Raw genomic sequence first — 23,121 nt, 5'->3', positions numbered from 1 at the left:
CAACAATGGCTCTGATTATCATCTTTGTGTCTAGAATTGATATATACGTCATTATAAAAAAGACTGCTAACCTCAGCATTACCTGCATGGTCAACAGTCCTTGCTTATTTGACTTCAAATTTATAAGCGTCTATTTCTATTCCAACCGCTTTCTTTCACTGAAATCTGAAAAAAAATCGTTTATATTTCAGCAACCGCTTCCACATTGTAAAATGCCAGCATCGGCAAATAAGTCCCCGTATCAATCAGCATCTGAGATGCCGGATTCGTCTGATATGCACCATGAACACTAAGTTTGCCGCTAGGCTTTCTCGATAATTTAAGCAACACTTCATTGCTCGATATAATGGTCCAGCCATTCAATAGAATAGCACCCTCTTCGTCCTCTATACCAAACAAATCCGCTTGTGGATTTATCGCAAATAGTCGTTCCGATACATGCTTAAAGCGCAGCTTAATGGCATGTGAATTCGATTCATGTTCCTGTATGTAAATGGCATGTTCCAAATTAGGCGAGTACGCCTGCCGCTGTAAACCATAAACCGCTTGCAATGCTATATTCGCCGCACGGCTCCCAATTATTAAATTTCCTGCAGGGCTGTTGTGAATATCGTCAGACATTGGACAATCAAGTGAAGGTATGACAGAAACCGAAGGTATGGATATTGCAGCTTGCCGCTGTGCTTCGCGCACCTTCCCCCATTGTTTGTCGTGATGCTCTTTGTCTTCTTGAATATTGGTGAAGCGGTTAAGCTGGACCGTTATAAAGGGAAGCTCAGTTATGTTCAAATCCTTACGCCAATATTGAACAACCTTTGTAAAACGCTCCAAGTAAGTATCGGCGCTTTCAGAATTGCAGTCGGAACTGCCTTGGTTCCATACCACGCCAGCCACTTTGCCGCCGCAGCGCTGCACCGTTTCGATCATATTTCGATAAAGATGACCTTCTTCATCAGGATTCCAAGCACGAAGCGCAGAACCGCCAAGAGCCGTTTGTACGAAACCAATAGGATAATGGAGCTCATTTTGCAACAACTTGCCAAAATGCAGCCACGGACTATGTGCTGGATTTACCCACTCCATATTCACCTCATGGATCGTTGCCGTGGAGTCGTTGAACGGATGCGTTGCGAGATCCCACAATCCGTTATTTCTTAGCAAATGAACCCCTAGCATCGGACTATCTTCTACCGTTCCTCTTCCATAACCTGCCGCATTGCTTTGACCGGCTATGATCCATAAATCTCCGACACCGATATGATGGATCATATCTCCGCGTATCGCTCCTGAACCAAGTACCGCATTCTGATCATGCTGCAAGCAAGTTTCCAAGCGGTATAAACCACCAGTCGGAACATGTAAGGTAACTCGCCATCCATTCTCACTCACCATTTCACATGGTGTCCAGCTTAATACATCTCTACCGTTATTCTCATGAACCACTCTTGCAAACACTTGGAATGGACCAATGTGCACTGCCTGGTCCACTTCCCAAGTGCCCGATAACGCAAACTTACCTCTTCCGTCTACTTGCTGAATAATTTCCCAAGCCACAGGACCTTTCTCCAAAAAAACGCCAAATGACATGATCAACAAAACCGCCTTTCCTATTTCGTTCTCCTTACAATAGTACTCTTCTTCTTGAATGACTTATATAACAAGTTGGCAATTATTTATTCATTAGCTATTTTTTTATGCGCGGCCAAAAGTTTCGAAAAAAAAGTGAAACAAAAAATGGAAATTTATCGTTTAGAATGTAACATACATCATCGGCATCTATACATTAGGACCAATTAAATACCCATTCAAACAATTGTAATCGCCTAAATGCAAAAAAAGGAGTGCTAACCTTTGAAAAAACGTATTTTCACGAAAGTATGCCTTGCGGTTTTATTAGCATTATCACTAACACCTCTCAGTAATTTAAAGGCTGCAGAAAGCAGTTCCAATTCGCTCACAGGATTTACTCAGGTCGAAATGGCTGGTAACGTAGCATTAGCGTTAGACAATCAAGGAATGGTATGGGCATGGGGCAATAACTTTGCTGGTCAACTGGGAGATGGAACAATTGGTTTCAAATCGGCTGCGGTACCTGTATTCAGTGACGTTGCTAAAGTTCAAGTCACAGGCTTTTACAGCCTCGCACTCAAAAAAGATGGTACAGTGTGGTTCTGGGGCGGGAACGGTGATGGCGTAAGCGGTTTTGATACCTATGATACAAACGCACAAGCTATTGTAACAAAACCTAAAATGGTTAATGGTCTTACAGATGTCATCGATATTGCTGCAAAAGAAGACCATAATCTAGCATTAAAGTCAGATGGCACGGTATGGTCATGGGGGAACGGCGGTTTGGGTCAATTGGGTCGCATGGACATCAGCGCCTATAAGCCTGAAGATTATCGCAAACGCGTCAGTGAACAAAATATTCCAAAGCAAGTTGCTGGACTAAAAGATATTGTCTCCGTCCACGCAGGAAGCTTCCTTTCAGCAGCAATTAATGCGAAAGGAGAAACTTGGATTTGGGGTCATTACAATGGATGGGGCAGCGATACAGGAGATTTGATGAGTCCATTTAAGCTACCTGGCATTTATGCTAAAAAAGTTTCTGCCACATGGGAAAAATCGATTGTTCTCGACATGGATGGTACAGTGTGGGAAATAAACAAAGGTTTAAAACTCAATAAACTTCTAACATCGGCTTCTGATATAAGCTGTGGAACATTTAGCTGCGCAGCACTTCATTCCGATGGAACGTTATGGGGTTTATATAATAATTCTAAAGATTTAGTTGATCCATCACCCATTGCAGGCATTTCAAATGTGAAACAATTTGCGATCCATTCACTTAATCAAGATTTTTTTATTATTTTGAAGGTAGACGGAACTCTATGGTCTAAACAACCATTCGGATATGGAACAGGCAGTGAAACCATTATGGACTATTACAATCAAATGAATATTCCTTCAAGTGAAATGGTTTCAAAGCTGCGCCAAGTGAAGAAAGCCATAACAGTAAAGCTCGACGGAAAGACGATAACGCTCACTTCTAATCCCTATATTTACAAAGGCGTTACTTTCGTTCCGCTTCGCAGTACATTTAATGAACTAGGCGCAAAAGTGGAATACGTAAAAGGGAAAATGACCATATCGAATGCTAACCATACACTGAATCTCACCATTAGAGAGAAAGAAGCGTTTATCGATGGCAAGCAGATAACGTTAGACTATCCTCCGATGATTATTGATACAATGACCATGGTTCCCTTGCGTTTTGTTATTGAAGGCCTTGATCGTAAAATTGATTGGGATCCTGATAATCGAGTTATTTCCATAAGCAAATAAACAAAAGCCACCAGACCTATTGATCTGGTGGCTTTGATTTTCCATTGTCGTTACTGTAAATAAAAAATGCTAATTAATTTGGTCTAACAATCCTCTTCGCTTTCGCAGCTTCCAACCAGCTCGGAAATTCGTTTAATAGCTGATCATACAATAATTCATCAGATACAGCTGCTATATCATCCAAATGTATAAAGTTTGCGTTATCGACAATCCGGCCTTCCATGGTGTCTAGATGCTTCAACACCTCAAAATCGGAATGACCAATGCCAACGAACTGCCAGAAAATCGGCTGAACCGCTGCGGCAGTAATGACCTTTTTAATCGGTTTTACGACTCCGCCATCATTAATGAATATAATAAATACTGGCGTGGCCGCTTCCTCTTCCACCGTATATTTACGAATGACATCTTCCATAACTGGAGGTTCATTGTTGCGCCCAAACTTATGTATGTTGTTATTATCCAATATTTTTCGTTGGACGTATTGATCAAAATCTTTTTCTGAAACAGAAGGCAATCGGCTAAAATGAGTATCATAAACCCAGACATCGAGCATCCCGTTATCATTAAATTTACTGGCAACCGCGAGAATTCGTTCCACTACTTCCTGCACGGTGCCATTTCTGTATAATGACTGCATAGAACCTGAAATATCAAGTACAATACCTACTCTAGCCGCAACACTCGTTAATTTTTTCTTCTCCAACGTAATTTGGACGATCTTTTTCCGCAAATCAATGGATGATAAAGTCATTTCGGCTGCAGCAGCTGCTACCTCTGCTTCTTCCCTCTCAATCTCTAGACCAAAGCTTGTACATAACGCTTCAAGCCCTCCGTAAAAACCGCTCCCAATTGCATTAAACTTCCACTCACCGTTATATCTATACAATTCACCGACAACTACAGCCGTTTCCTTTGTAAACGCCAAGCCATAATCAAATCGGAACAACTCTTCATCTGTACTTCCATTTACTAGTCGAATATATAAATGCGATGCGTTTTGCATAAAATGGCCAAGCCGTTCGCCCTCATGAATCGTCACTGTAAAAGCTATTTTTTCCGTATTTTTACTCAGCCGCTTCAAGTGTATCGTGATTGCCTCCTTATCACCGCTCTTCTCTGTCACATCATGCGAAATCGAACCATCGTGTGCTTGTGGATTGCCATAAAATATAAAATGTTCATCTCTCTCGCAGATATTTCGATCAGATAATAGAAAAGCAGCAGCATCGATGCTCATCGATGATTCTCTAGACGTCCAACCAAATTGAACTCTCACAGATGTAAGTTCGCGTCCTCTAGTGATATCTACCTTTTGACCCTTCGACAATAACATACATCCCGCTCCATTTCGATTTAACTAGTATTCTTCACTCTATTATCTACGAAACTATGGCTAAAGTCCTCCTCCAAACTATCCATTTTTTTCAAAATGTTCGTTTACAAAAGGATATAATTATTATAAAATTCTTTATAACGAACATTAAGTTCGCAATTAGAGCGGGGACGGGAGGTGTTGATGTCATGTCCAAATTCAAAAAAATCTTATCACTTACGTTGCTGATCACCATCTGTATGTATCCTGCTTCCGCATTTGCTGCATCCAGTAAAGAACCATACGATGAAAAGAAAGGTTTCTTATCAAGTATCTTGTCTGTGTTCTCCATTACGAAAAGTACAATCAACAGCAACAACAACAGCAACAACAGCAATAATAATAAGCAAAACAACAACAAGAATACTAATAACAATAATCATTCAAACCAACCAAGCAAAAATAAGAACGACAAAGATTGGGACAAGAAAGGCTGGTTTGACTGGTTCGACAATGATGATTGGTTCGACAATGATGATTGGTGGGATGATATCTGTTGGTGGGATAAGCATAAGGACGATTCATTCAAAATTTGGGAGCGTTATTATTGTTATTGATACCAGCTTGTCCGGTAACCGTTGGTTAAAACCAGCGGTTATTTTTTATTTATGCTCCTTAAGGAAATTTATATGGCATTTATTGTCGAAATAGATTCGCTTAAATCGTATAAGCTTTCCGATAAGAGGACGGGTTCATGCCAAACGATTTCTTGAAGCTTTTGCTCAAATGATGCTCATCCGTAAACCCGCACTGCTCTGCTATTTGCGCAAGCGTTAATGAAGAATTAACTAACATAAGCTTAACCTTATCCATTCTTAGATTAGCGGCGTACGAACTTGGTGTCGTTTGAAATTCCTGCTTAAACAGCCTGGTCAATTGCACTTGGCTGAGGCCAAGCTCCATCGCGATCGCCTTCAAGGAAACGCCCTCTTCCGCTTGTTGCTGAAGCATATGTACCGCGCGCTGCAGGACCTGGTTCTCGCTATATAAATAATTTATCTTACGATTCATGCTTTCAATCTGATAGACATACATCAAATCCCTTAACAGATGTTGCTTGTATTTCAGCGCCAGACTATCCTTCACATAACGAGCTTCGCGAAGCAACGAAAGTGTAGAACTCATTCTTTTTTTGTTCAGCAGAATAAGCTTTCCTGTAGGGGGCAATGTGGTGTTGTCCTCCCCGGCAGCGCTATCTGCATTCCGCCACTGAAACCCGATGAGATGAAATGACAAGCCATCTGTTTTACGGTAAAAGGTCATATGGGGCGGACAAAGCACCATCTCCCCTTTTACAGCTCTCTCGCTCCTCGAATTTCCCATTCTATACTCAAAGCCGCCTTCTTCAACAATGAATAAAGCCCAGTGATCGTAAGTATCCTCTGTCTTCTGAAAATGCGCAGCATCCTTCACGAACACATGGTAAATCAGCTCGGGCTCGCGAAACCAAGGCTTGTCCAATTCCATCATCCCTTTTATGAAATTATTTACAAGAAAGTTGATTAATCTATACATTATACAACGAAAATTTGTCGCATATAATAAAATTAATTACAAGAAGGAGGAGAGGCTAATGCGTACAGCTTCGCTAAATATTCCAGAATTAATGAGCCGTTTTCATGAACAAGGATACTTGGTTTTACCCGATATACTTTCACAGAAAAAGGTATCCCTCCTGAATTCAGCTATCGATGAGGTCCTTGCAGAGGAGGAAGATACGTTCGCTCATAATATTTATAACAGCGTCTCTCGGCACACTGAAATTGCCTCATTGATCGATCACGAAGAAATCCTTCCCTTAATCGTTAATTTGCTTGGACATAATATTCAGCTGCATATTTCTCATCTAACCGTGAGAAAACCTAATCCAAATGATATAAAGACGGCTTCCCACAGCTTTATCGATTGGCATCAAGACGGCCCTCATCCACAGTTTCCGGTTATTGCAGGCTTAACAGCTACTTATTATATAAAAGTCTGTTATATTTTGAGCGATATGGCACAGCCGAACCGCGGCAATACAAAGGTTATTCCGGGCAGCCACAGGCAGCCCTATAATCCGAACCATAAGGATGTGCGCCAGCAATTGGATGGCGAGGTACAAGTGTGCGGAAAGCCGGGTGATGTATTTATTTTCGCACAAAATTTATGGCATGCCGGATCGATCAATCAATCCGAATTTACAAGAAGGCAGCTCTTTCTCGGCTATAGCCCGATCTGGATGCGTCCAATTGACTATCATCAGGCAGACGAGCATCTATTAAAGGATGCCGATCCGATCCGCCGTCAACTGCTTGGACAAATCAGCGACAATAAATTCAAATTTTATGTCCCGGAAGAATCGATGGTACCGCTCAAAAAGATGGTTATCGACAGCGTCTGATAAAGCCGAAGCTGGGCACACATAAGGACCGTTTGCTCACCTCATCGTGATGCAAACGGTCCTTTAACAATCAGCTTGAGATGTCCGATAGCTCCGACAGCAGCATAAGTACGAGTCCCTGCCCATAAAGCGTTGGATAACAAGCGATCTCATTGTAAGCTTCGATTGAAGGCATGATAGGCGTCCCGCCGGACACGCCCATGACTTCCCCGCTCGGCTTTATTTTAAGAAGAATAGCATCTGCCGCAAGGTAGGCAGCATTCAAATAATCAGCATCGAGCAAGCCTTGACGTACCGCTTTCACAATGCCGCAAGAAATGCCGGCGCTGCCCGACGTCTCCGAATAAAATTCAGGACGGTCAAGCACCGTTGCCCATAGGCCTTCCTCATGTTGAAAGCGAATAAGGCTGCGCATGAGCAATTGATAACGTTCGAGTGTTTCCTTCGGAACAACTGCTAAACCTTCCAGCTCAACTACTATCATTGGCACCGCCACCGCTATCCACGCATTAGCTCTCGTCCAGCGGGCAGCCGAAAGATGGTTCCGTGCCTCCGAATTCCAGCCATGAAACAGCACACCCGTATCCTTATCTTGCAGCAGCGTTAAATGCAGCTCCACCTGACGTACGGCCTCTTTCGCATAATCCACATTCCCAATGAGTTTCGCAAGTTTAGCCAAGAACAAAACCGCCATAAAAATAGTATCCGCCCATACCTGCTCCGGGAATTTCACATTTTCCGTAACCGTATGCTCGAAGGCACCTTCCCTTGTACGGGGCGCCTCCTTCATCATCCATTGTCCAATTCGCTCTGCTGTCTCCAAAAAAACATTGTCATGCGTATGCTCATAAAGCGCTGGAAAAACCGTATATGGCGCCATCGCATTGATGACTCTGACCTTCTCCGCAAGGTGTAAATTATTTTGCGACCATTTTATTAACTCCGTCATCGTCTCTGCTTCACCTGTGAGCTCATAATAAGACAGCATGGCAATGACGCCGACTCCCGGCACCCAGTCCCAATGGTTCAAATCCATGCCCCAACTACCGGAATGATCCTCCAGCATATAGTGATATACACGATCAGCCGCCTGCTTCACTATTTCCCGCGATAACTTCGTTTTCATGCCTGCTCCTCCACCTCCATAAAATGATGCAGCTTCACCGTTTTATGCTGATGGTGATGCTGCAGGCTTCAATGCTAAGGATAGCTTAATAGGATCATCACTGGTTGCGGCAGCATTCTGTTTGCTTGAAAATCTAGCTGCTACAGCATCATCATAGGTCTCTACTATAATTTCCGGCTCTGCTTCACCAATTACTAGAGAAAAAAGAAAAGCTGCTTTGCCCATCTTCTCAAAATCAATTGTACTGTCCTCTACTGCATGTAAAATATGGTCGAAGCAAAAGCTGCTGCTGTTCCTCGCGAGCTCCCACTTCCAATTGTCTTTTTGTTTATCGTCATGCTCCTCCGTCCCTGCACCAAATGCCGTAAACAAAATACGCAGAGCAACTTTGCAGTCACCGATTCTAACCTCCGCTCTTTCCCCGCTCACTTCCGCGTCTACATTATCCAAGCAACCGCCAAGCTCTACCCGAATTCGCAAATCAGATGCAGCTATGCAGCCATTTATTCGATCAAGGCTCGGATGAGTATCTCCTCCATCAGTTAGAAAACGGATACCGAGCAGCAGTCTGCTCCCCTCTACTCTACTGTTCAGTACAGCTGAGCAATAATCATAGCCGTCATGCAGGACACGCAGCTTCAAATAGGCCGCCTCTCCACCATTATCTAAGAAAACAAGCAGCGGCCTTGTTTGATTCCACATAATTTCCTCGCTGGACACACCAATCGCAAAGGAAGGGGTCATGTAGGTTGTTGCCCACTTTTCCTGCCCAGTCTGTTCATTTCTAGAATAGAGCTGCTGGAGCAGCCTTTCCTCAGACTGTGTGAAGAACGGATCATACTTGTGCGGACAGCAAATCCCGCTCCCAAACCACTCCGCATCATACGGCTGTTCATTCTTAAATGTAAACACAACCCTATTGTTTGTAGCGATTTGCAAAAACGACTTCGCCATATCCGTTAGCAGCGTACTGTAGCTCCGGCTGTGCGGGCCGGACCACTGCTTCGTCGCCGGATGAAAATGCTCTGCTACCATGCGCCATGCGCTATCGAGCAAATCTTCCGCAAGCGCTTTAGCCTGAGCGCTCGCCGTCATCGTATAAATTTTGGACAGTTCGGTGATGGCGATAACCGTATAAGTCGGACTGTTAAACTCATGAAACGTCCCTAGCTGATTCGTAAATGCATGGAGCTTTTCCAGCCTTCGAATACCATAATCGGCCAATTCTGGCTCAGCGTATGCTTCGCCCGCGATAAGCGTGACCAAAGCACCCATTAGTGCGATATTCGTATAATTTGGACCTACATCCCGCTTCATAATGGCATCGCATGCGCAGAATACAGCCTGACGGATCAGCTCTCGCAGTTCCATAGGTAATCTGTCCCCATGCCGGACTTCGATTTGAACGAGCTGTTTCCCGCAAAAATCAGCCCAGTTCCAATCTGGCGGGGACATTTTCGCAAGCGGCTCCTCGTAAAACCATGACCATATGCCATAGGTTTTGTGTGCAGGATTTTGGTCTTGCAGTGAAATCACTTTGCGTATGACTTCATAAGCTCGTGTGTTATAATCCGGCAAACCGCTGTCAAGCAAAGCCAGTGCATAAAGAAGAGAAGGATATGTAGGGTGAACAAGCGGGAACTCCTCAGCCGTAAGCGTCGTATGGTAGCCGGGACTATGAAAGGGCAGCTCAAGCATGTTGACTTCCGAGTCAAAAAACGGCTCCCAGTGATGGATTTTTCCGAGCAGCAGCAGCTTATGATCCATTGGATTGTTCGTCTTATCCATATATCCCATCCTCTCAATAACGGTATCCTAGTTGGCGCCAATGAAGTAACAGAGAGCAGACCGCCATTAAGGCGAACTGCTCATCTCCTGCCTTTCAACCTGTATCTATTAAGCTCCGTTCTCTGGCGCTTTAGTCAGTTGGCGCTTTAGTCAGTTGGCGCCGGAGTCACTGGATTCGGAGCAGCTTCAGAGCTTCCCGGCTCTGGCGTTTCACTAGGTACTGGCACTTCCGTTTCACTTGGTTCTGGCGTTTCTGTTGACCCCGGCTCCACGATTTCAGTAGGCACAGGTGTCCCAACCTCCGGGTCAACAACTGGAGCAGCTGTGACTGTAACGATGCAGCTGGCTGTAAATAAACCATCCATCGTCGTTACCGTTATCGTTGACGTACCCACTCCGACAGGCGTAACTTCCCCTGCATTTATTGTCGCAACATTCGGATCGCTTGTTGTCCACGTTACCTCTTTACTCGCAGCATTCACTGGCGTCACCGCGGCAAGAAGTGCAACTGCAGGGTCACCTGCAGTCATCTCAAGTAGGCTTCTGTCAAGCGTCACACCGCTAACGCTTGCTGATCCAGCCCCGCCGATCAACATAGGCTTAAATAGTTTAGACTGTTTATTGGACCCGATGCCTCCGCCCCACTCCAGCCATCCTTTGCGTCCATTGCCGTCATTCTCATTCACAAGAGCAGACAAGCTTAAAATCCCGTCACTCGGAGCAATCGGCGACAATTCCTTCCAAGGCAATGCGAGCCGGTAGATCGTATCCTTGTTTGTTTCATCTCTCGTAATCTGGAGCTGGCGATTTGTAACCGGTCCGGTCAATACGCCACTCATCGCCATCCACCGATATAATTCCGGTCCATCTGGTGTCAGCGCCATTCCGTATTCATACCATTCCGCCGCCTCTCCCGGCGTTCCCAAAGAAATAGCGAATTGAATGCTGTCTCCGCTCCAAATCGCATCTCCTGATTTGGTTTGCGAGAATAGATCGTCATGGATCTTTGCTGATAGATAGAGGTGGTCATTATCATACGTAACCCACAGCTTACCGCTCAAATCCTCCGGCCCATTATGCGGCACCACTCTTGAATGGCCTTCCTCAAACAGGTTGATGCCAGGGAGATCGGTTACATCGTCCAGCGACCCATCCACCTGCACTGTGCGGTTAACGATGGGCGTCATACTTGCGACAGCGATATTGTTCAAGTTGCCTGAAGAAGACAATACGGTGCCATCATCCAAATAGACGGTAAGCTGGTGAGGCGTTAAAGTTCCATCGGGCAGTGCCGGTATTGGAAGATCAATTGTATAATCCGTAAAACCAGGCAGCACCGTATTATAAGTTTCTGATTCGGTGTTTGCACCCACCTGCCAATCGATCTGTGTCAACCGCCTATCGACCGGTTTTGTATTATCGATTCGAACTCTCAGGAAGTTGCTGCCCTCCTTCAGCACATGTTTGACAGAAAGCTCCTCCGATTGCTTGATCACCACTGTATTTTTTAACGCTCCGATTTTTTTGCCGCCAACGACAAGCTCCGCCGTCGCTGTGTAGCTGCCAGGTTGACCTATTCCTAGAAATACGACAGGATAGGTGCCGACCGAAGAAGCCTGTATATTTTGAATGGATCCTTGCAATTGAATGCGGGCGCTTAGCGGATTCCAAGATGATGCTTTGTATACGGATAACGTTACGCTGATAGGATCACCGGTAAAGGAAGGTTCGCTCTTAAGCCTATATTTGCTTCCTTGAATGACTTTATCGATTTTCCCTTGGATGAATAGAGGCTCGCTTGAAGCCGTAATGTAAATTTCCCCGTCCTTCGGTGTATAGGTAGCTGAACGGCCCATCATGTCCGTTACGACCAGCGGTCCATTTGTTTTCAAAGTCAGATCGGTTTCGGTATCCGTCCCTGACCAAAGCACATGAATCGATTTCTGGTCCTTCTTAAATTTATAGCGATAGATGCCGTTCGTAATCTCCTGACCGGTTAAGCTTGCGCCAGTCAACTGCCGCGCTACCGTCGCTAACGCCACATAACCCGGTTTTGGCGTATACGCGCCGAGCGGATCACCGCCATTATGAATAATACCGAAGTTATGCTCGTTATATTTCTTATCCGTTCCGTCGTCCATCAGATCGTACCAGAAGATTTTCTCCACTCCTGCTGCCATGCCAAGTACATAGGTGCGAATCAAATAGGCAGCCTGCATCTTCTCATCCACCCCGCGGGGGTCAAGCTGCGTCGGCCATCCAATTTCCGAGAACCAGATGGGTTTCGTCTGTCCGTTGTTATAGGTTTTCACCAGTTGATTTAACGAGTTTACCTCGTTAAGCAGTCCTTCCGGCTTGTCGGGATAACGGTAAGGATGTACGGATAAGGTGTCCATGTAGTTTAACCCTCCGAGCTGGAACAAATCTTCAAGCCACTCGGTTGGAATGCCTGCGGTCGCGCCTCCAAGCACATTCAGATCAGGGCGCACCGATTTGGCAGCCTCATAACCTGCTTTCATTAGATTGAAGTATACATCGGGCTGTGATGCAGCCGGCCCATTCCCTCCAAATCCGGGCAGGTTGAACTCGTTCCACATCTCGCCCCATTTGATTTGGCCGCCGAATCGGTTCAGTACGGATTTCGTATAATTCGCATAGGCGGCGTGAGCTTCTGCCGAATAAGGCGTTTGAAAATTATCATAAAATTGATTGGAAAAAGCGAAGGTCATCAGCGGATCGATGCTGTTCTCCAGCAATCCTTCCATATAGAGTGTAAATTTCGGGTTATAGGTGTAGATGCCTTTTTTTAGCTCGATCTCAGACCAAAACATCGCATCCCTCACGCTTTTGGCTCCTGCATACTTGACCAAAGGAAGCATCTCACGGTTCCAGCTATGTGCAAAATGCGTCTGTACGCCAAACGGTGATGCCGTCACTGCTGCCAAATCAAACGTTGGCACAGCCGCGAATGTCGTCTCTGTTGTTTTAAGCAAAGTTCCCGCTTGATAAGTTGATAGTTTTAAACGATAATAGCCATCTGATTGTACCGGCACCTCAAGCCTGATCTTGCCTCCGGTAACCGGCGCGCTTCCAGTTGAACCGGGCTCTCCCCAAGCATCATAGGTTTGCCATGTGACGGTGTCTCCCGTCGTTAATACATCAAAAGTGCCTTTGTTTGCACCAGCAAATACGTTGCCAACCTGCGTTTGAGCGATGGCTAAATCAGGTACAGTCACCATGATTCGGAGATCGTCAAGCCATACCGAGCCGCTCTTAAGCCCCGTGCGCAGTCCCGCCCGTGCTACCTTGATCGTCATCTTCTTAAGTGACGGATGAAAGGCTCCGTCATTGGCGCCTCCCCAGTGCGTATATTCGCTGCCGGCATTAAAAGCATTCACGGTAACTTTCTGCCAATCCGTTGTCGGCTGAAGCACCAGCCTTTGCGAGTGGTTTTGGTTCGTTCCGTCCATTAGTACAATATAAATCGATGCAGCATCCGCAGTTTTCACCCAAAAGGATAAGCTTACCGCATCCGCCGGAACTATTCGTTTCGTCAGATACCGCTCCAGTGCAACGTAAGAGCCGCCGCCATTAAAATCGCCAGTCACCTTGGCCGCAGAAAGACCTGTTTTGAATACAGACTGATCTCTTGTAAAGCTTCCTTGCGCCCCGGGAAATTCGGCGCCCAGCAGGAAGTCCCATACTTCGTCGGAGCTTTCATAATCGCCTGCTTGCAGCTCTGCGACCACCGCTTCTGCAGCCGCTGCATGTTCATTTTTGCCAAGCGTACCAGATGCTGTCATGATCAATGCAAAGACGAGGAATAATGAAAAAACTTTTTTCATGGTCATCATTTTCCATCCATCCTTTGCTACTCGGATCGGCGATTAACCCTTCCCGAAAAAGTAACTCCCGCATTCGGGAAGGGCCTTCCCCTCTACTTCAGATGCTCTTTGTTCGTTTCATACCACTCCTGCACTAACTTCTCTACATTTTCACCGCCCAAACGATTCCATTCCTTGCGAATATCCTCCATTCCAGCCTGCGGCGTAAGCGCGCCTCCTCCAGTTACGATCTTGGCTTCAATTTGCTGCGCAATCGGAGCGAAGGTAGCAATCAGTTGGCTTACCTCAGGCAGATCAGGATTATAGGCAATATCCCGTCTGTATTTATTTTTCATTGCAATCTCAAGACCAGCTGCTTTAAGCACGGCCTGCTCTTGAGAAATCGGATCCTGCGCCGCCATCACCGCATACCATTCTGGCTTCGGATCCCATTCGTTCAAGATCGCATACTCTCTAGCATAAAACACTTCCTTCTTGAACTTATCAGCGTCGGTCTTCTGCGGAACTTCTCCCACGAGCTTATAATGAACGTCCTTCTCTCCGATTCTGAGCGGCTCCCAGCCCTTCTCCAGCATCCAGTCCAAAAATTTGACGCCTGCTTCGATTTTGTCCTCTTTCATATTCGTATTAAAAGCGATATACATATTGGCCGGAACTTCCTGATAAAGGCCATTTTTTCCATACTTCGAAGAGACAGGCTCCAATGGCACCACTTTTGCATCCGGCACATTTTTCTTCAAATCAACAAACTCTGCGCCCATTGACCATGAGCCAAGATAAATACCCGACTTGCCTGTCGTCCAAAGCTGCAGCGAGCGCTGAAAATTCGTATCCGTAATGTATTCCTTATCGATTAACCCTTCGTCAAAAAGCTGCTTCTGCAAAGCAAGCGAATCGGTATATCGATCCAGTATCCGTCCGAACGTGAGCTTGCCATCTTCCAGATACCATTGGTTCTCGTTATTGAAGAAAAGGGCTCTTAAAATTTGCACTCCGTTGTAATTAAAGGTGATTGGAACCGTGTCTGCCGTGCCGTTGCCGTCCGGATCGCCCTCTTTGAACTTTCGTGCAACCTCAATTAATTCTTCAACTGTTGTCGGAGCTTTCAAACCTAGCTTATCCAACCAATCCTGACGAATCATAATGCCATGATTGGCTATCGTTTCTTGTCCACGCGCACTTGCAACCGCATACATTTTTCCATTTATCGTTAGGAAGGGTTTAAGTTCTGGATGCTTAGCCAAATAAGCTTTGTACGTTGTGCTGTATTTTTCGATATATTCGTCGATCGGCTGGATCGCGCCCTGCGCAGCGAGCTGGCTGATATAGCTGCGGTCATATTCCCATATGAAATCCGGAGCCGTGCCCGATGCAATCAGCGTGTTTAATTTTTGCTGTACCTGCGTACGCGGCACGGGTACCCATTTCACCTTTGCAGGAGCATTCTCATTGATCCACTTCGTCCAGCGGTTGTTTTCATAGCTGCCTTCCTCCGATGACACTTCGCCCCGATCAAGGATAGATACGCTAATCTCTTTCTTTTGCTCTACCACTGGTGCTGGCGCATCAGTCTTATTCGGTGCAGCAGAAGGTTTAGTCGGCTCGGATTTCCCCGTGCAGCCAACCAGCAGTACAACAATTAAGCTAGCCATCATGATCAAATTACGAATTTTGTTCCATTTCATCAAATACATCATCCCCTTTTCCTTATTAACCTTTAACCGAACCGATCAAGACACCTTTTACAAAATGTTTCTGAAGGAACGGATATACGCATAGAATCGGCGTGACCGCAATGACGATGGCCGCAGCTTTGATGCCTTCGGGCGTTAACAAGATTTGCCCCGCACCCTCGCTTCCCCCAGTATTGTTAAGCAGGCTTGCATCCACTTGATTAATCATCTGATACAGCTTCACCATCAAGGACTGTGACGTCGTTTTTGTTATATAAAGAAGAACGCTGAAATAGGAGTTCCACCAGCCAACGGCGTAGAACAGCGACAAGGAGGCGATAATCGGCTTGCAAAGCGGAAGCATGATCTGCATTAAAACCCGCCAATCTCCAGCTCCGTCCATAGCAGCCGACTCTTCAATTTCATCCGGAAGGCCTTCCATGAACGTTTTCATCACAAACATGTTATACGTGCTGATCAGCCCTGGCAGCCATAATGCCCAGTAGGTGTCCATTAAGCTCAGTGTCTTGACGAGAATGAAGCTCGGAATGATCCCAGAAACGAATAACATCGTGAACGTAACGAACATTAGCAGTCCGCTGCGTCCCATCAAGCGGCGTCTTGAAAGCGGATAGGCAGCCAGTATCGTCATGATCATGTTCAACGCGGTACCAACAACCGTGATCAAGACCGTATTTCGCAAGCCGATCAAAATTTGTCCGTCATCAAATAGCCGATCGTAAGCATGCAGATTGAATTCAATTGGCCACAGCATCACTTCTCCGGCTGTAATTGCCCGGCTGCTGCTAAAGGATGCCGCCACCTCATACCATAGCGGGAACAGGGCGATTAAGGACGAGAGGCCAAGAAACGTATAAAGGATGATTTTGCTAATCGATGACAGCACAAAAGCTGCGGCAGCATTCCTTTTCACAGTTACCATAACCCCCTTTCGCCGAACTTTCGGATGAGCCCGTTAACGCCTACGACTAGAATAAACCCAATCAAGGACTGGAATAATCCAAGCGCTGTCGTGTAGCTGTAATTCATATTTTGCAAGCCGACCCGGTATACATAGGTGCTGATGACATCCGCTACATCCAGCACGGATTGGTTTTGAAGCACCAGCGTTTGTTCAAGACCAACATCCATCATATGCCCCATCCGAAGGATCAATAAGATAGCAATCGTGCTGCGAATGCCGGGAAGTGTAATATGCCAAATTTGCCGCAGCTTGTTTGCACCGTCGATTTTGGCTGCTTCATAAAGCTGGGGATCAATCGAAGCCATCGCTGCTAAATAGAGAATCGTCCCCCAGCCCGCTTCGCGCCAAATACCGGATAACGTATACACAACAGGCCACCAAGTCGAATCCGCCATAAAATAGACGGGCTCGATGCCAAATTGTTTTAGAATCAGATTCACGACGCCTGTGCTCGGCGATAGGATCGCAATAACGATACCGCCCAGCACAACCCAAGAGATGAAGTGAGGCAAATACAACAGGTTCTGGACCGTCCTTTTGTACCATTCTCTGCGCACCTCGTTAAGCAGCAAGGCAAGGAGGATAGGTACCGGAAAACCAAACACGAGACTATAGATGTTCAGCAGCAGTGTATTTCTAAGAATTCTCCAAAAATCCAAGCTTGCGAACAGCATTTGAAAATGATGAAAACCGGCCCATTCGCTTCCCCATATTCCATCAATAAACCGGTAATTTTTGAATGCGATAATTTCGCCCGCCATCGGTGCGTATTTAAAGATGACATAAAACAAGATGACAGGCAGAAGCATCAAATATAAGTGACGATCCCGCTTAAGCCGTATCCAAATCGTCCTCCCCCCCCTTTATGTTCCGTCTACAATTCGATCGTACACAAAGCTCGGGAAGCTGAATATAGACATGTTCTGTGCCAGGTGTCTTTTATTGTGAAATGGCCCAGTCACCTTTCTTGACCAGGTTCATTCTTTTGCTGTGACACGAAAGAAATCCCGCCATTACAAGTAAAAACCCCTTCAACTTCTGGATGTTGAAGTAGCTTTGACGGAGAAATGTAAGCCTTTTATAAGCTAACAAACTTATAGATTCTTATAGTACAAGGAAAAAACCGGGGCAACGCCTCCGCTTAGGAAGTGTGCCACCGGTCTTACGTTCGCTCTGTGCCTTGCCCTGTTTGTTTGCTGATGGCATGTTCTCGGTACTCTGTAGGTGTCATCCCTGTAAATTTTTTAAACGTCCGCAAGAAGCTGCGGGTATTCATATATCCAATCGCTTCGGCGATATCGTTCACTTTTTTATCCTTGTTAGCGAGCAGTGCTTTCGAGGCGTCAATTCGAATTTCGATAAGATAGTCGATAAAATTTCGCTCGGTGTATTCTTTAAACTGCTTGCTAATATAGGTTGGGCTCAAATGAAACTGTTCAGCGAGCCGATCGAGCGACAAATCATTTTCATGGTAATGGGCTTGAATGTAGGTAAGCATTCGCTCAATCGTGTCATTTTTCCCTCTCAGGCTTCGTTTGCTCGTAAGCTTAGCAGCTAGCTCCTCAAGAACAGCGAGGACGAGGGCCTCTGCTTGCTTCCAATCCTCACTGTGCTCAATCTTCTCATAAATGCTATCCAAGTTGCCCATCGACTCCTCGGGACCGATTCCGATTGCATCAGCAACCTGCAGCGCCTTCACGATTAAATCGAACGAAAACTGGCGGATGAGGTCAGGAGGCAAGCCTAGTCCCACCGCCTTCTCAAAGGCTTGGTGCACATCCTCCTTTATTTTATCCGTATCCGTCTGTTTGAGCGCCTCCATAATTCGAGTTGCCTTCCGATTCAAACGGTAATAGTCTTGACTGTCCGGCGGTTGCAAATCCTCGATTGAAATGACGGAATGGCTGCCAAAAAGCATCTTGTAGCGGAGCGCCTTGCGCGACTCGCCGTAGGAGCTTTGAATATCGCCGAGTTCCTTGACTCCTCTGCCTACACCCACCGTAGCGACTAATCCGAATTGCTTCTTAATCACCTCAAGTATCCATTCCAAAATTGCGAGCGCGCGCAAATGGTTTTGTTCCGCTTCGCCTTCTGCGAAGCTAAAGACAAGCGCCGCTCGTCCGCCGCCTAAATCGATTGCGACTCCAGCATCCTCTTTGCCCATCATCTCCTCCGCCACGTTGCAAAACACATACGTATACAACGTTTCATCACGCAGGCTTAAGCAGCCTTCTGGTTTCGCAATTTCTGCCGTACATACAAGGTAGCGCTCTGAATAGAGCTTAATGCCTGTAAATTCAAAGTGATGCCGCAAAGCTTGGTAGTCCGTTCGGTAGCCGGTCAGCATATCCATAATCAGTCTCCATTTGAGCACGGATTTGGAATCCCGCACATGCTTCTCCAAATGCTCCCGATCCTCCATCATTTGCTCAAACACCGTCTCCAAATAAGTGAATCCCGCCGTATCAAATCCGCGCTTCTTATCTGGCTGGTAGGTCCCTGAAAGCTTGCTGACCAGTCGATCAAGCGGCTTAAAGGTTAATCGATTGATGTAGAACAATACAATTAGCGCTAGAACGATCATTACGCCAGCCAATATAAATAAAAGATTGCGGGTAATCTGAAGCGGCTCGTAAATTTGTGATTCCGGCATGATGCTGACCATTTTCCACCCCGTATAGGCGGAAGTCCTGTAAAAAACAGTTTGCGGGATCCCGTCCAGCTTGACTGATAGGGAGCCGCTGCCTTCTGCTGAGAGTACGTTTTTCATATAGGGTAATTGCTTTAAATTTTGGTAAAGGAGCGTTTTGTCATCGTGGCTGACGACTTTTCCATCTGCGTCGAATATAAACAGATGGCCAGCCGAGCTTTCCTCATAGACCGATTTAATCATATCGTAGAGAACAACCTCGTTAATGTTAACGGCAACGATGCCGTTGCGATAACCGGGACTGCTGAGCGTCGGGTAGGAGCGCACCAGTGTCACAACGTTTTGAGTTGTCGTTCCATCCCACACCGGATGGGTCGTCATCCACTTGAAGTAACCCGGCATGTCCATATAATCAGCTAGCCAGTTGTCTACCGATGAAATATCATTCATATAAGCCTTTTCGGTCAAAATATCGCCGTTTACAGCAGAGTAAACAAAAATGGATGAGAATGTGGGATTCGCGTTAATAAAGTTTTTTAATTTTGTCGTAAGCCCATAATAGTTGCTGTATTTTTGGGCATCGTCATTGTAGCTATCCAGCATGAAGTAGACAAATTCGAGTTCTTCCATAAGCGCGAGCAAATCTTTCTCGGTTTGACGGAACGCCACTTCAATCTTTTGGTCTACTTGCTTGAGTAGCGCGAGATTCGTATTGGTCAGATCCGCCTCAAGCGGACCAACCGTACCCCGATAGGACAACCAAAAGGTTAAGACAATAATCAGCAGAAATGTGCTTCCGTAAATGACCATCACTTTTCCCGAAATGCTGGATTTCATTCAAAACCTCCTCACGGGATGCAGCTTGTTCATTACTATATGCATCATATGAGTTTGGCATTATACATTCATAGCCAGTATCATCATTTCTACTAGTGTGCTTCTCATATTCATTATGACTTTCTCGTCTACTGCGTTAATGATGATATTTATAAAAATTGTATTATCAAAATATGAAGATACCATTTTATTATTGTTAGCAACTGCGGGTGTCGCATCAGGTATCATCTGGGGTATCATCAAATCCACTGGATTAATAAAAATCGGCTAATACCCTTTTGATATGCTTGCTGCTTTTCTCAGATTTGCTGCTTATTGGTTTAAGCGTTATTTTCAAAATGCCGATCGTATGATCAAGCTTGCAAAAGGCTGATAAAACGAAAGATGATTTTTGGTGAATACTTCTTATGAGCTGCGAACTCCCCTGCGAGACGCAATCCATCATGGAGCGCTCAGATCAGGCTGCCGATCACAAAAATACGAATCAATTTGTATCTATTGCACATGAGCTAGAGCTCGTTCAAGCTTACTTGTATATCGAGAAGGAACGTTTTGCTGAACGTTTAGAGATTGTCTGGGAAGTACATCGAAATATCGATTGCAGATGATGGAATCAGAATGGACGAAGAAGAATTGGGGCAACTGTTGAATGGGAAGTATAACGAACAAAGTGGAATTGGTTTATTGAATACGGATCGTCGATTAGAACAGTTATATGGCTATGGGCTTGTCATTACAATCAAACTTAATTTTGGAACCACGGTATCATTCCAGATTCCCTAAAATGAATAAATAAAAAAAGCGACATTGCCCGCCAAGGGTAAGTCGCTTTCTGTTTATTTGCCAAAAGTACCTGGTTTGATTTTTTTTACATCATACATATTTACCGATGAATCAACGATATATGAAGGACGCTGCTCATCTTTTTTGTTCCGATGGCCAGCAATATGGACGGGATCTTTCTCCCAATTTTTCCAAGCTTCATCAGACTCCCAACGGATCATAATAAAAACTTCTTCCGTTTCTTTTGCTTTTCTATTCACCATAATATTAATATCGATAAGACCTTCCTTGCCGTCAATATAGCCCTCTTGCCCAAAATTGTCGACAACTTGCTGTGAATTTCCCTTTTCCACTACAATTGATCTCAATTGAATGAACACAGAAATCCCTCCTATATCATTTTAAAAACTACCATTTAACTATATCGATAACGATTCTCATTGTCAAATAAACATTGTTAAAATGTTCCTATTCAGGTGGCTTATTTTTCTCCCCTCCCCTTCTTATTTAAATAAACGACTAAAATTTTATTAATCGTCAGCAAGTAACGACTAACATGTCAAAAAAATGATAAAATAGATGATGATAATACCAAAAAGGCGGAGATTACATGGGACATCCATTCATTATTGAACCGATATCGTACATTAGCTTCGAAAACGAGGCAGAGCAAATAGAAAAATGCAAGGAATGGGGTTTGCTTTCTGAGAAGGCTGCCAAAACAAAAGTATTTTTCTATAAAGGAAACGGCGTGAATCTCGAATGCACTATTATTGGATATGTGGATAAAATGACTGCTGTCATTTCATTTGAAAATGAACAAAAGCATTGTATTCACCCTTCCTACTTAAAGGAAATGCAAGCTTCTAGTTATGGCCAGAAGACTTCCAATGCAGTTGAAGAGATTGCACCTGCACAAGAGATTGAAGCTGATAAAAATGACGTTCTGCTAGAAACATCACAAAATAATGATGCAGCAGTGATTTCGGAGACGATACCAGCGCCTGATTCAGTAGAAGAAGTACATAAAGAACCTAAAACAGCAGCAGCTCCAAAGGAAAAAACAAAAAAAGAAAAGGCGCCAAAACTGCAGCTTCCTGAAGATAAGATCAAGATGGTCGCAACAGTAAAAGAATTTACGACTGTACCTAACAATTTTTCTGATACAGATGACGAGGTTGTTATTTACAATGCTGTAGCCATTCAAGATCCTGCTTTGGAGATCGGCGATGCGTGGTCTAGCCATAGTGCTACCCTCAAAAAGCTTGAGCTGGAAATCGGCGACATCCTTCATTTTGAAGGAAAAATAGTCGCTAAAAAGCTTACTAAGCACCCTATTCCTTACAAAATCAATAACCCTGCGAAAATTCAAAAAGAAAAATCAGAATAAACCCATTCATAGTTGAGGTATACCATGAGCTTTGCTTCTAACCAATAGGAGTAAAGCTTTTTTCTGATCGAACTTTATAACTTTAAACTATAAAGCAGATAGGAATAATATATTTTACTTATATACAATCTTTGTGTGAGAATAGGGTTACCAATAGTTAGGGGATGATATTATGCCTTCCGGCCAATTTTGGAAAACCGAATTATATGACAACAAACTGGGTTTTGTATCTGAGTACGGGAAGGAAGTTGTTGAATTATTAAGTCCTGCCCCAGGCGAGAAAATATTAGATGTAGGGTGTGGCACCGGAGATTTGGCCTATGAAATATCGAAAACGGGAGCAACAGTTGTAGGCATGGATTTTTCTACGGAAATGATTGAAAAAGCACGAGTGAAATATCCAACCATTCATTTTTTCACTGGAAATGGTGAACAGTTTCAGTTAGATGAATCATTTGATGCTTTATTCTCTAATGCGGCATTGCATTGGATGAAAAATGCGAAACAAGTGGTTGAAAATGTGTGGAATGTGCTAAACAGCGGCGGCAGATTTGTTGCTGAGTTTGGCGGCAAAGGAAATGTTAATCGAATAGTAAAAGCAACAACAGCTGTGCTTGATGAGGATTATGCTATTGATGCAGAAAAGTTAAATCCTTGGTTCTTTCCGAGCATTTCAGAATATAGCGCTCTACTTGAACAACAAGGCTTTCGAGTAACTTATGCCGTTCTTTTTGATCGGCCTACGAAGATGGAAGACGGTGAAGAAGGACTAAATCACTGGTTATCTGGTTTCGCAAATCATTTTTTCGCTAATGTATCGGAAGAAGATAAAAAGTTGCTATACGCTAAAATAGCCGCAAGAGTAAGAAATGATTTATTCCATGATGGTACATGGTATGTGGATTATGTGCGGATTAGAGTAAAAGCTATTAAGCCATAAC

Annotated in this window: 18 protein-coding genes and 1 pseudogene; 7 read left to right on the top strand and 12 right to left on the bottom strand. The window is 44.7% G+C overall.

Features of this window, described 5'->3' with window-relative positions; translation table 11 throughout:
- Nucleotides 1-180 precede the first annotated feature (180 nt).
- Nucleotides 181-1,587 carry a sialate O-acetylesterase gene (locus AB4Z50_RS02915; RefSeq protein ID WP_441875445.1) on the bottom strand — a complete coding sequence of 469 codons (1,407 nt, stop codon included), beginning with the start codon at nucleotides 1,585-1,587 and terminating at the stop codon, nucleotides 181-183.
- 264 nt (nucleotides 1,588-1,851) lie between these two features.
- On the opposite strand from AB4Z50_RS02915, the gene AB4Z50_RS02910 reads away from it, so the two are divergent.
- Nucleotides 1,852-3,345, top strand: a complete 1,494-nt coding sequence (locus tag AB4Z50_RS02910) for a stalk domain-containing protein (RefSeq protein ID WP_441875442.1) — start codon at nucleotides 1,852-1,854, stop codon at nucleotides 3,343-3,345.
- A gap of 73 nt (nucleotides 3,346-3,418) precedes the next feature.
- Here the strand turns inward: AB4Z50_RS02910 and AB4Z50_RS02905 are convergent, their stop codons facing one another.
- A complete protein-coding gene (locus AB4Z50_RS02905) occupies nucleotides 3,419-4,099 on the bottom strand; it encodes a vWA domain-containing protein (RefSeq protein WP_441875590.1) in 681 nt (226 codons plus the stop codon).
- Nucleotides 4,100-4,162: 63 nt separating this feature from the next.
- Nucleotides 4,163-4,681, bottom strand: a pseudogene (locus tag AB4Z50_RS02900) (TerD family protein); the annotation flags it as partial.
- Between the two features lie 188 nt (nucleotides 4,682-4,869).
- Between AB4Z50_RS02900 and AB4Z50_RS02895 the strand changes: the two are divergent.
- The gene (locus AB4Z50_RS02895; RefSeq protein ID WP_441875439.1) at nucleotides 4,870-5,277 is read left to right on the top strand and encodes a hypothetical protein; all 408 of its coding nucleotides are present in this window, start codon (nucleotides 4,870-4,872) and stop codon (nucleotides 5,275-5,277) included.
- A 100-nt stretch (nucleotides 5,278-5,377) separates the two neighbouring features.
- On the opposite strand, the gene AB4Z50_RS02890 is transcribed toward AB4Z50_RS02895, so the two are convergent.
- The gene (locus tag AB4Z50_RS02890) at nucleotides 5,378-6,235 is read right to left on the bottom strand and encodes a helix-turn-helix domain-containing protein (RefSeq protein WP_441875436.1); all 858 of its coding nucleotides are present in this window, start codon (nucleotides 6,233-6,235) and stop codon (nucleotides 5,378-5,380) included.
- A gap of 58 nt (nucleotides 6,236-6,293) precedes the next feature.
- Here AB4Z50_RS02890 and AB4Z50_RS02885 point away from each other — a divergent pair, with 58 nt between their 5' ends.
- Nucleotides 6,294-7,103, top strand: coding sequence for a phytanoyl-CoA dioxygenase family protein (locus tag AB4Z50_RS02885; protein ID WP_441875433.1), 810 nt, complete (start codon nucleotides 6,294-6,296; stop codon nucleotides 7,101-7,103).
- Between the two features lie 70 nt (nucleotides 7,104-7,173).
- Here the strand turns inward: AB4Z50_RS02885 and AB4Z50_RS02880 are convergent, their stop codons facing one another.
- The 7 genes from AB4Z50_RS02880 to AB4Z50_RS02850 form a co-directional block, all read right to left on the bottom strand.
- Nucleotides 7,174-8,229: a glycoside hydrolase family 88/105 protein gene (locus AB4Z50_RS02880; protein ID WP_441875430.1), complete on the bottom strand. Its 1,056-nt coding sequence runs from the start codon at nucleotides 8,227-8,229 to the stop codon at nucleotides 7,174-7,176.
- Between the two features lie 42 nt (nucleotides 8,230-8,271).
- Nucleotides 8,272-10,017: a hypothetical protein gene (locus AB4Z50_RS02875; protein WP_441875427.1), complete on the bottom strand. Its 1,746-nt coding sequence runs from the start codon at nucleotides 10,015-10,017 to the stop codon at nucleotides 8,272-8,274.
- A gap of 146 nt (nucleotides 10,018-10,163) precedes the next feature.
- Nucleotides 10,164-13,871, bottom strand: coding sequence for an Ig-like domain-containing protein (locus tag AB4Z50_RS02870; protein ID WP_441875424.1), 3,708 nt, complete (start codon nucleotides 13,869-13,871; stop codon nucleotides 10,164-10,166).
- Nucleotides 13,872-13,954: 83 nt separating this feature from the next.
- Entirely contained in the window at nucleotides 13,955-15,547 is a 1,593-nt protein-coding gene (locus AB4Z50_RS02865; protein WP_441875421.1) for an extracellular solute-binding protein, read from the bottom strand.
- A gap of 25 nt (nucleotides 15,548-15,572) precedes the next feature.
- Entirely contained in the window at nucleotides 15,573-16,469 is an 897-nt protein-coding gene (locus tag AB4Z50_RS02860; protein ID WP_441875418.1) for a carbohydrate ABC transporter permease, read from the bottom strand.
- 2 nt (nucleotides 16,470-16,471) lie between these two features.
- Nucleotides 16,472-17,329: an ABC transporter permease gene (locus tag AB4Z50_RS02855; protein ID WP_441875587.1), complete on the bottom strand. Its 858-nt coding sequence runs from the start codon at nucleotides 17,327-17,329 to the stop codon at nucleotides 16,472-16,474.
- 353 nt (nucleotides 17,330-17,682) lie between these two features.
- Complete coding sequence (locus tag AB4Z50_RS02850) at nucleotides 17,683-20,007, bottom strand: helix-turn-helix domain-containing protein (protein WP_441875415.1); 2,325 nt, start codon at nucleotides 20,005-20,007, stop codon at nucleotides 17,683-17,685.
- Nucleotides 20,008-20,450: 443 nt separating this feature from the next.
- On the opposite strand from AB4Z50_RS02850, the gene AB4Z50_RS02845 reads away from it, so the two are divergent.
- Both AB4Z50_RS02845 and AB4Z50_RS02840 read left to right on the top strand, forming a co-directional pair.
- A complete protein-coding gene (locus tag AB4Z50_RS02845) occupies nucleotides 20,451-20,615 on the top strand; it encodes a histidine kinase (RefSeq protein ID WP_441875412.1) in 165 nt (54 codons plus the stop codon).
- A 10-nt stretch (nucleotides 20,616-20,625) separates the two neighbouring features.
- Nucleotides 20,626-20,790, top strand: coding sequence for a hypothetical protein (locus AB4Z50_RS02840; protein WP_441875409.1), 165 nt, complete (start codon nucleotides 20,626-20,628; stop codon nucleotides 20,788-20,790).
- Nucleotides 20,791-20,843: 53 nt separating this feature from the next.
- Here AB4Z50_RS02840 and AB4Z50_RS02835 read toward each other — a convergent pair whose 3' ends face one another.
- The gene (locus AB4Z50_RS02835; RefSeq protein WP_441875406.1) at nucleotides 20,844-21,170 is read right to left on the bottom strand and encodes an antibiotic biosynthesis monooxygenase; all 327 of its coding nucleotides are present in this window, start codon (nucleotides 21,168-21,170) and stop codon (nucleotides 20,844-20,846) included.
- A 230-nt stretch (nucleotides 21,171-21,400) separates the two neighbouring features.
- Between AB4Z50_RS02835 and AB4Z50_RS02830 the strand changes: the two genes are divergently transcribed.
- Nucleotides 21,401-22,180 (top strand): hypothetical protein, encoded by a 780-nt coding sequence (locus tag AB4Z50_RS02830; protein WP_441875403.1) that lies wholly within the window; start codon nucleotides 21,401-21,403, stop codon nucleotides 22,178-22,180.
- 172 nt (nucleotides 22,181-22,352) lie between these two features.
- Nucleotides 22,353-23,120, top strand: coding sequence for a class I SAM-dependent methyltransferase (locus AB4Z50_RS02825; protein WP_441875400.1), 768 nt, complete (start codon nucleotides 22,353-22,355; stop codon nucleotides 23,118-23,120).
- The last annotated feature ends 1 nt before the right edge of the window (nucleotide 23,121 follow it).

Source organism: Paenibacillus sp. 2TAB26, from assembly GCF_052115145.1.
Classification (GTDB): Bacteria; Bacillota; Bacilli; order Paenibacillales; family Paenibacillaceae; genus Pristimantibacillus.
This window is presented reverse-complemented; position numbering and strand designations above follow the sequence as displayed.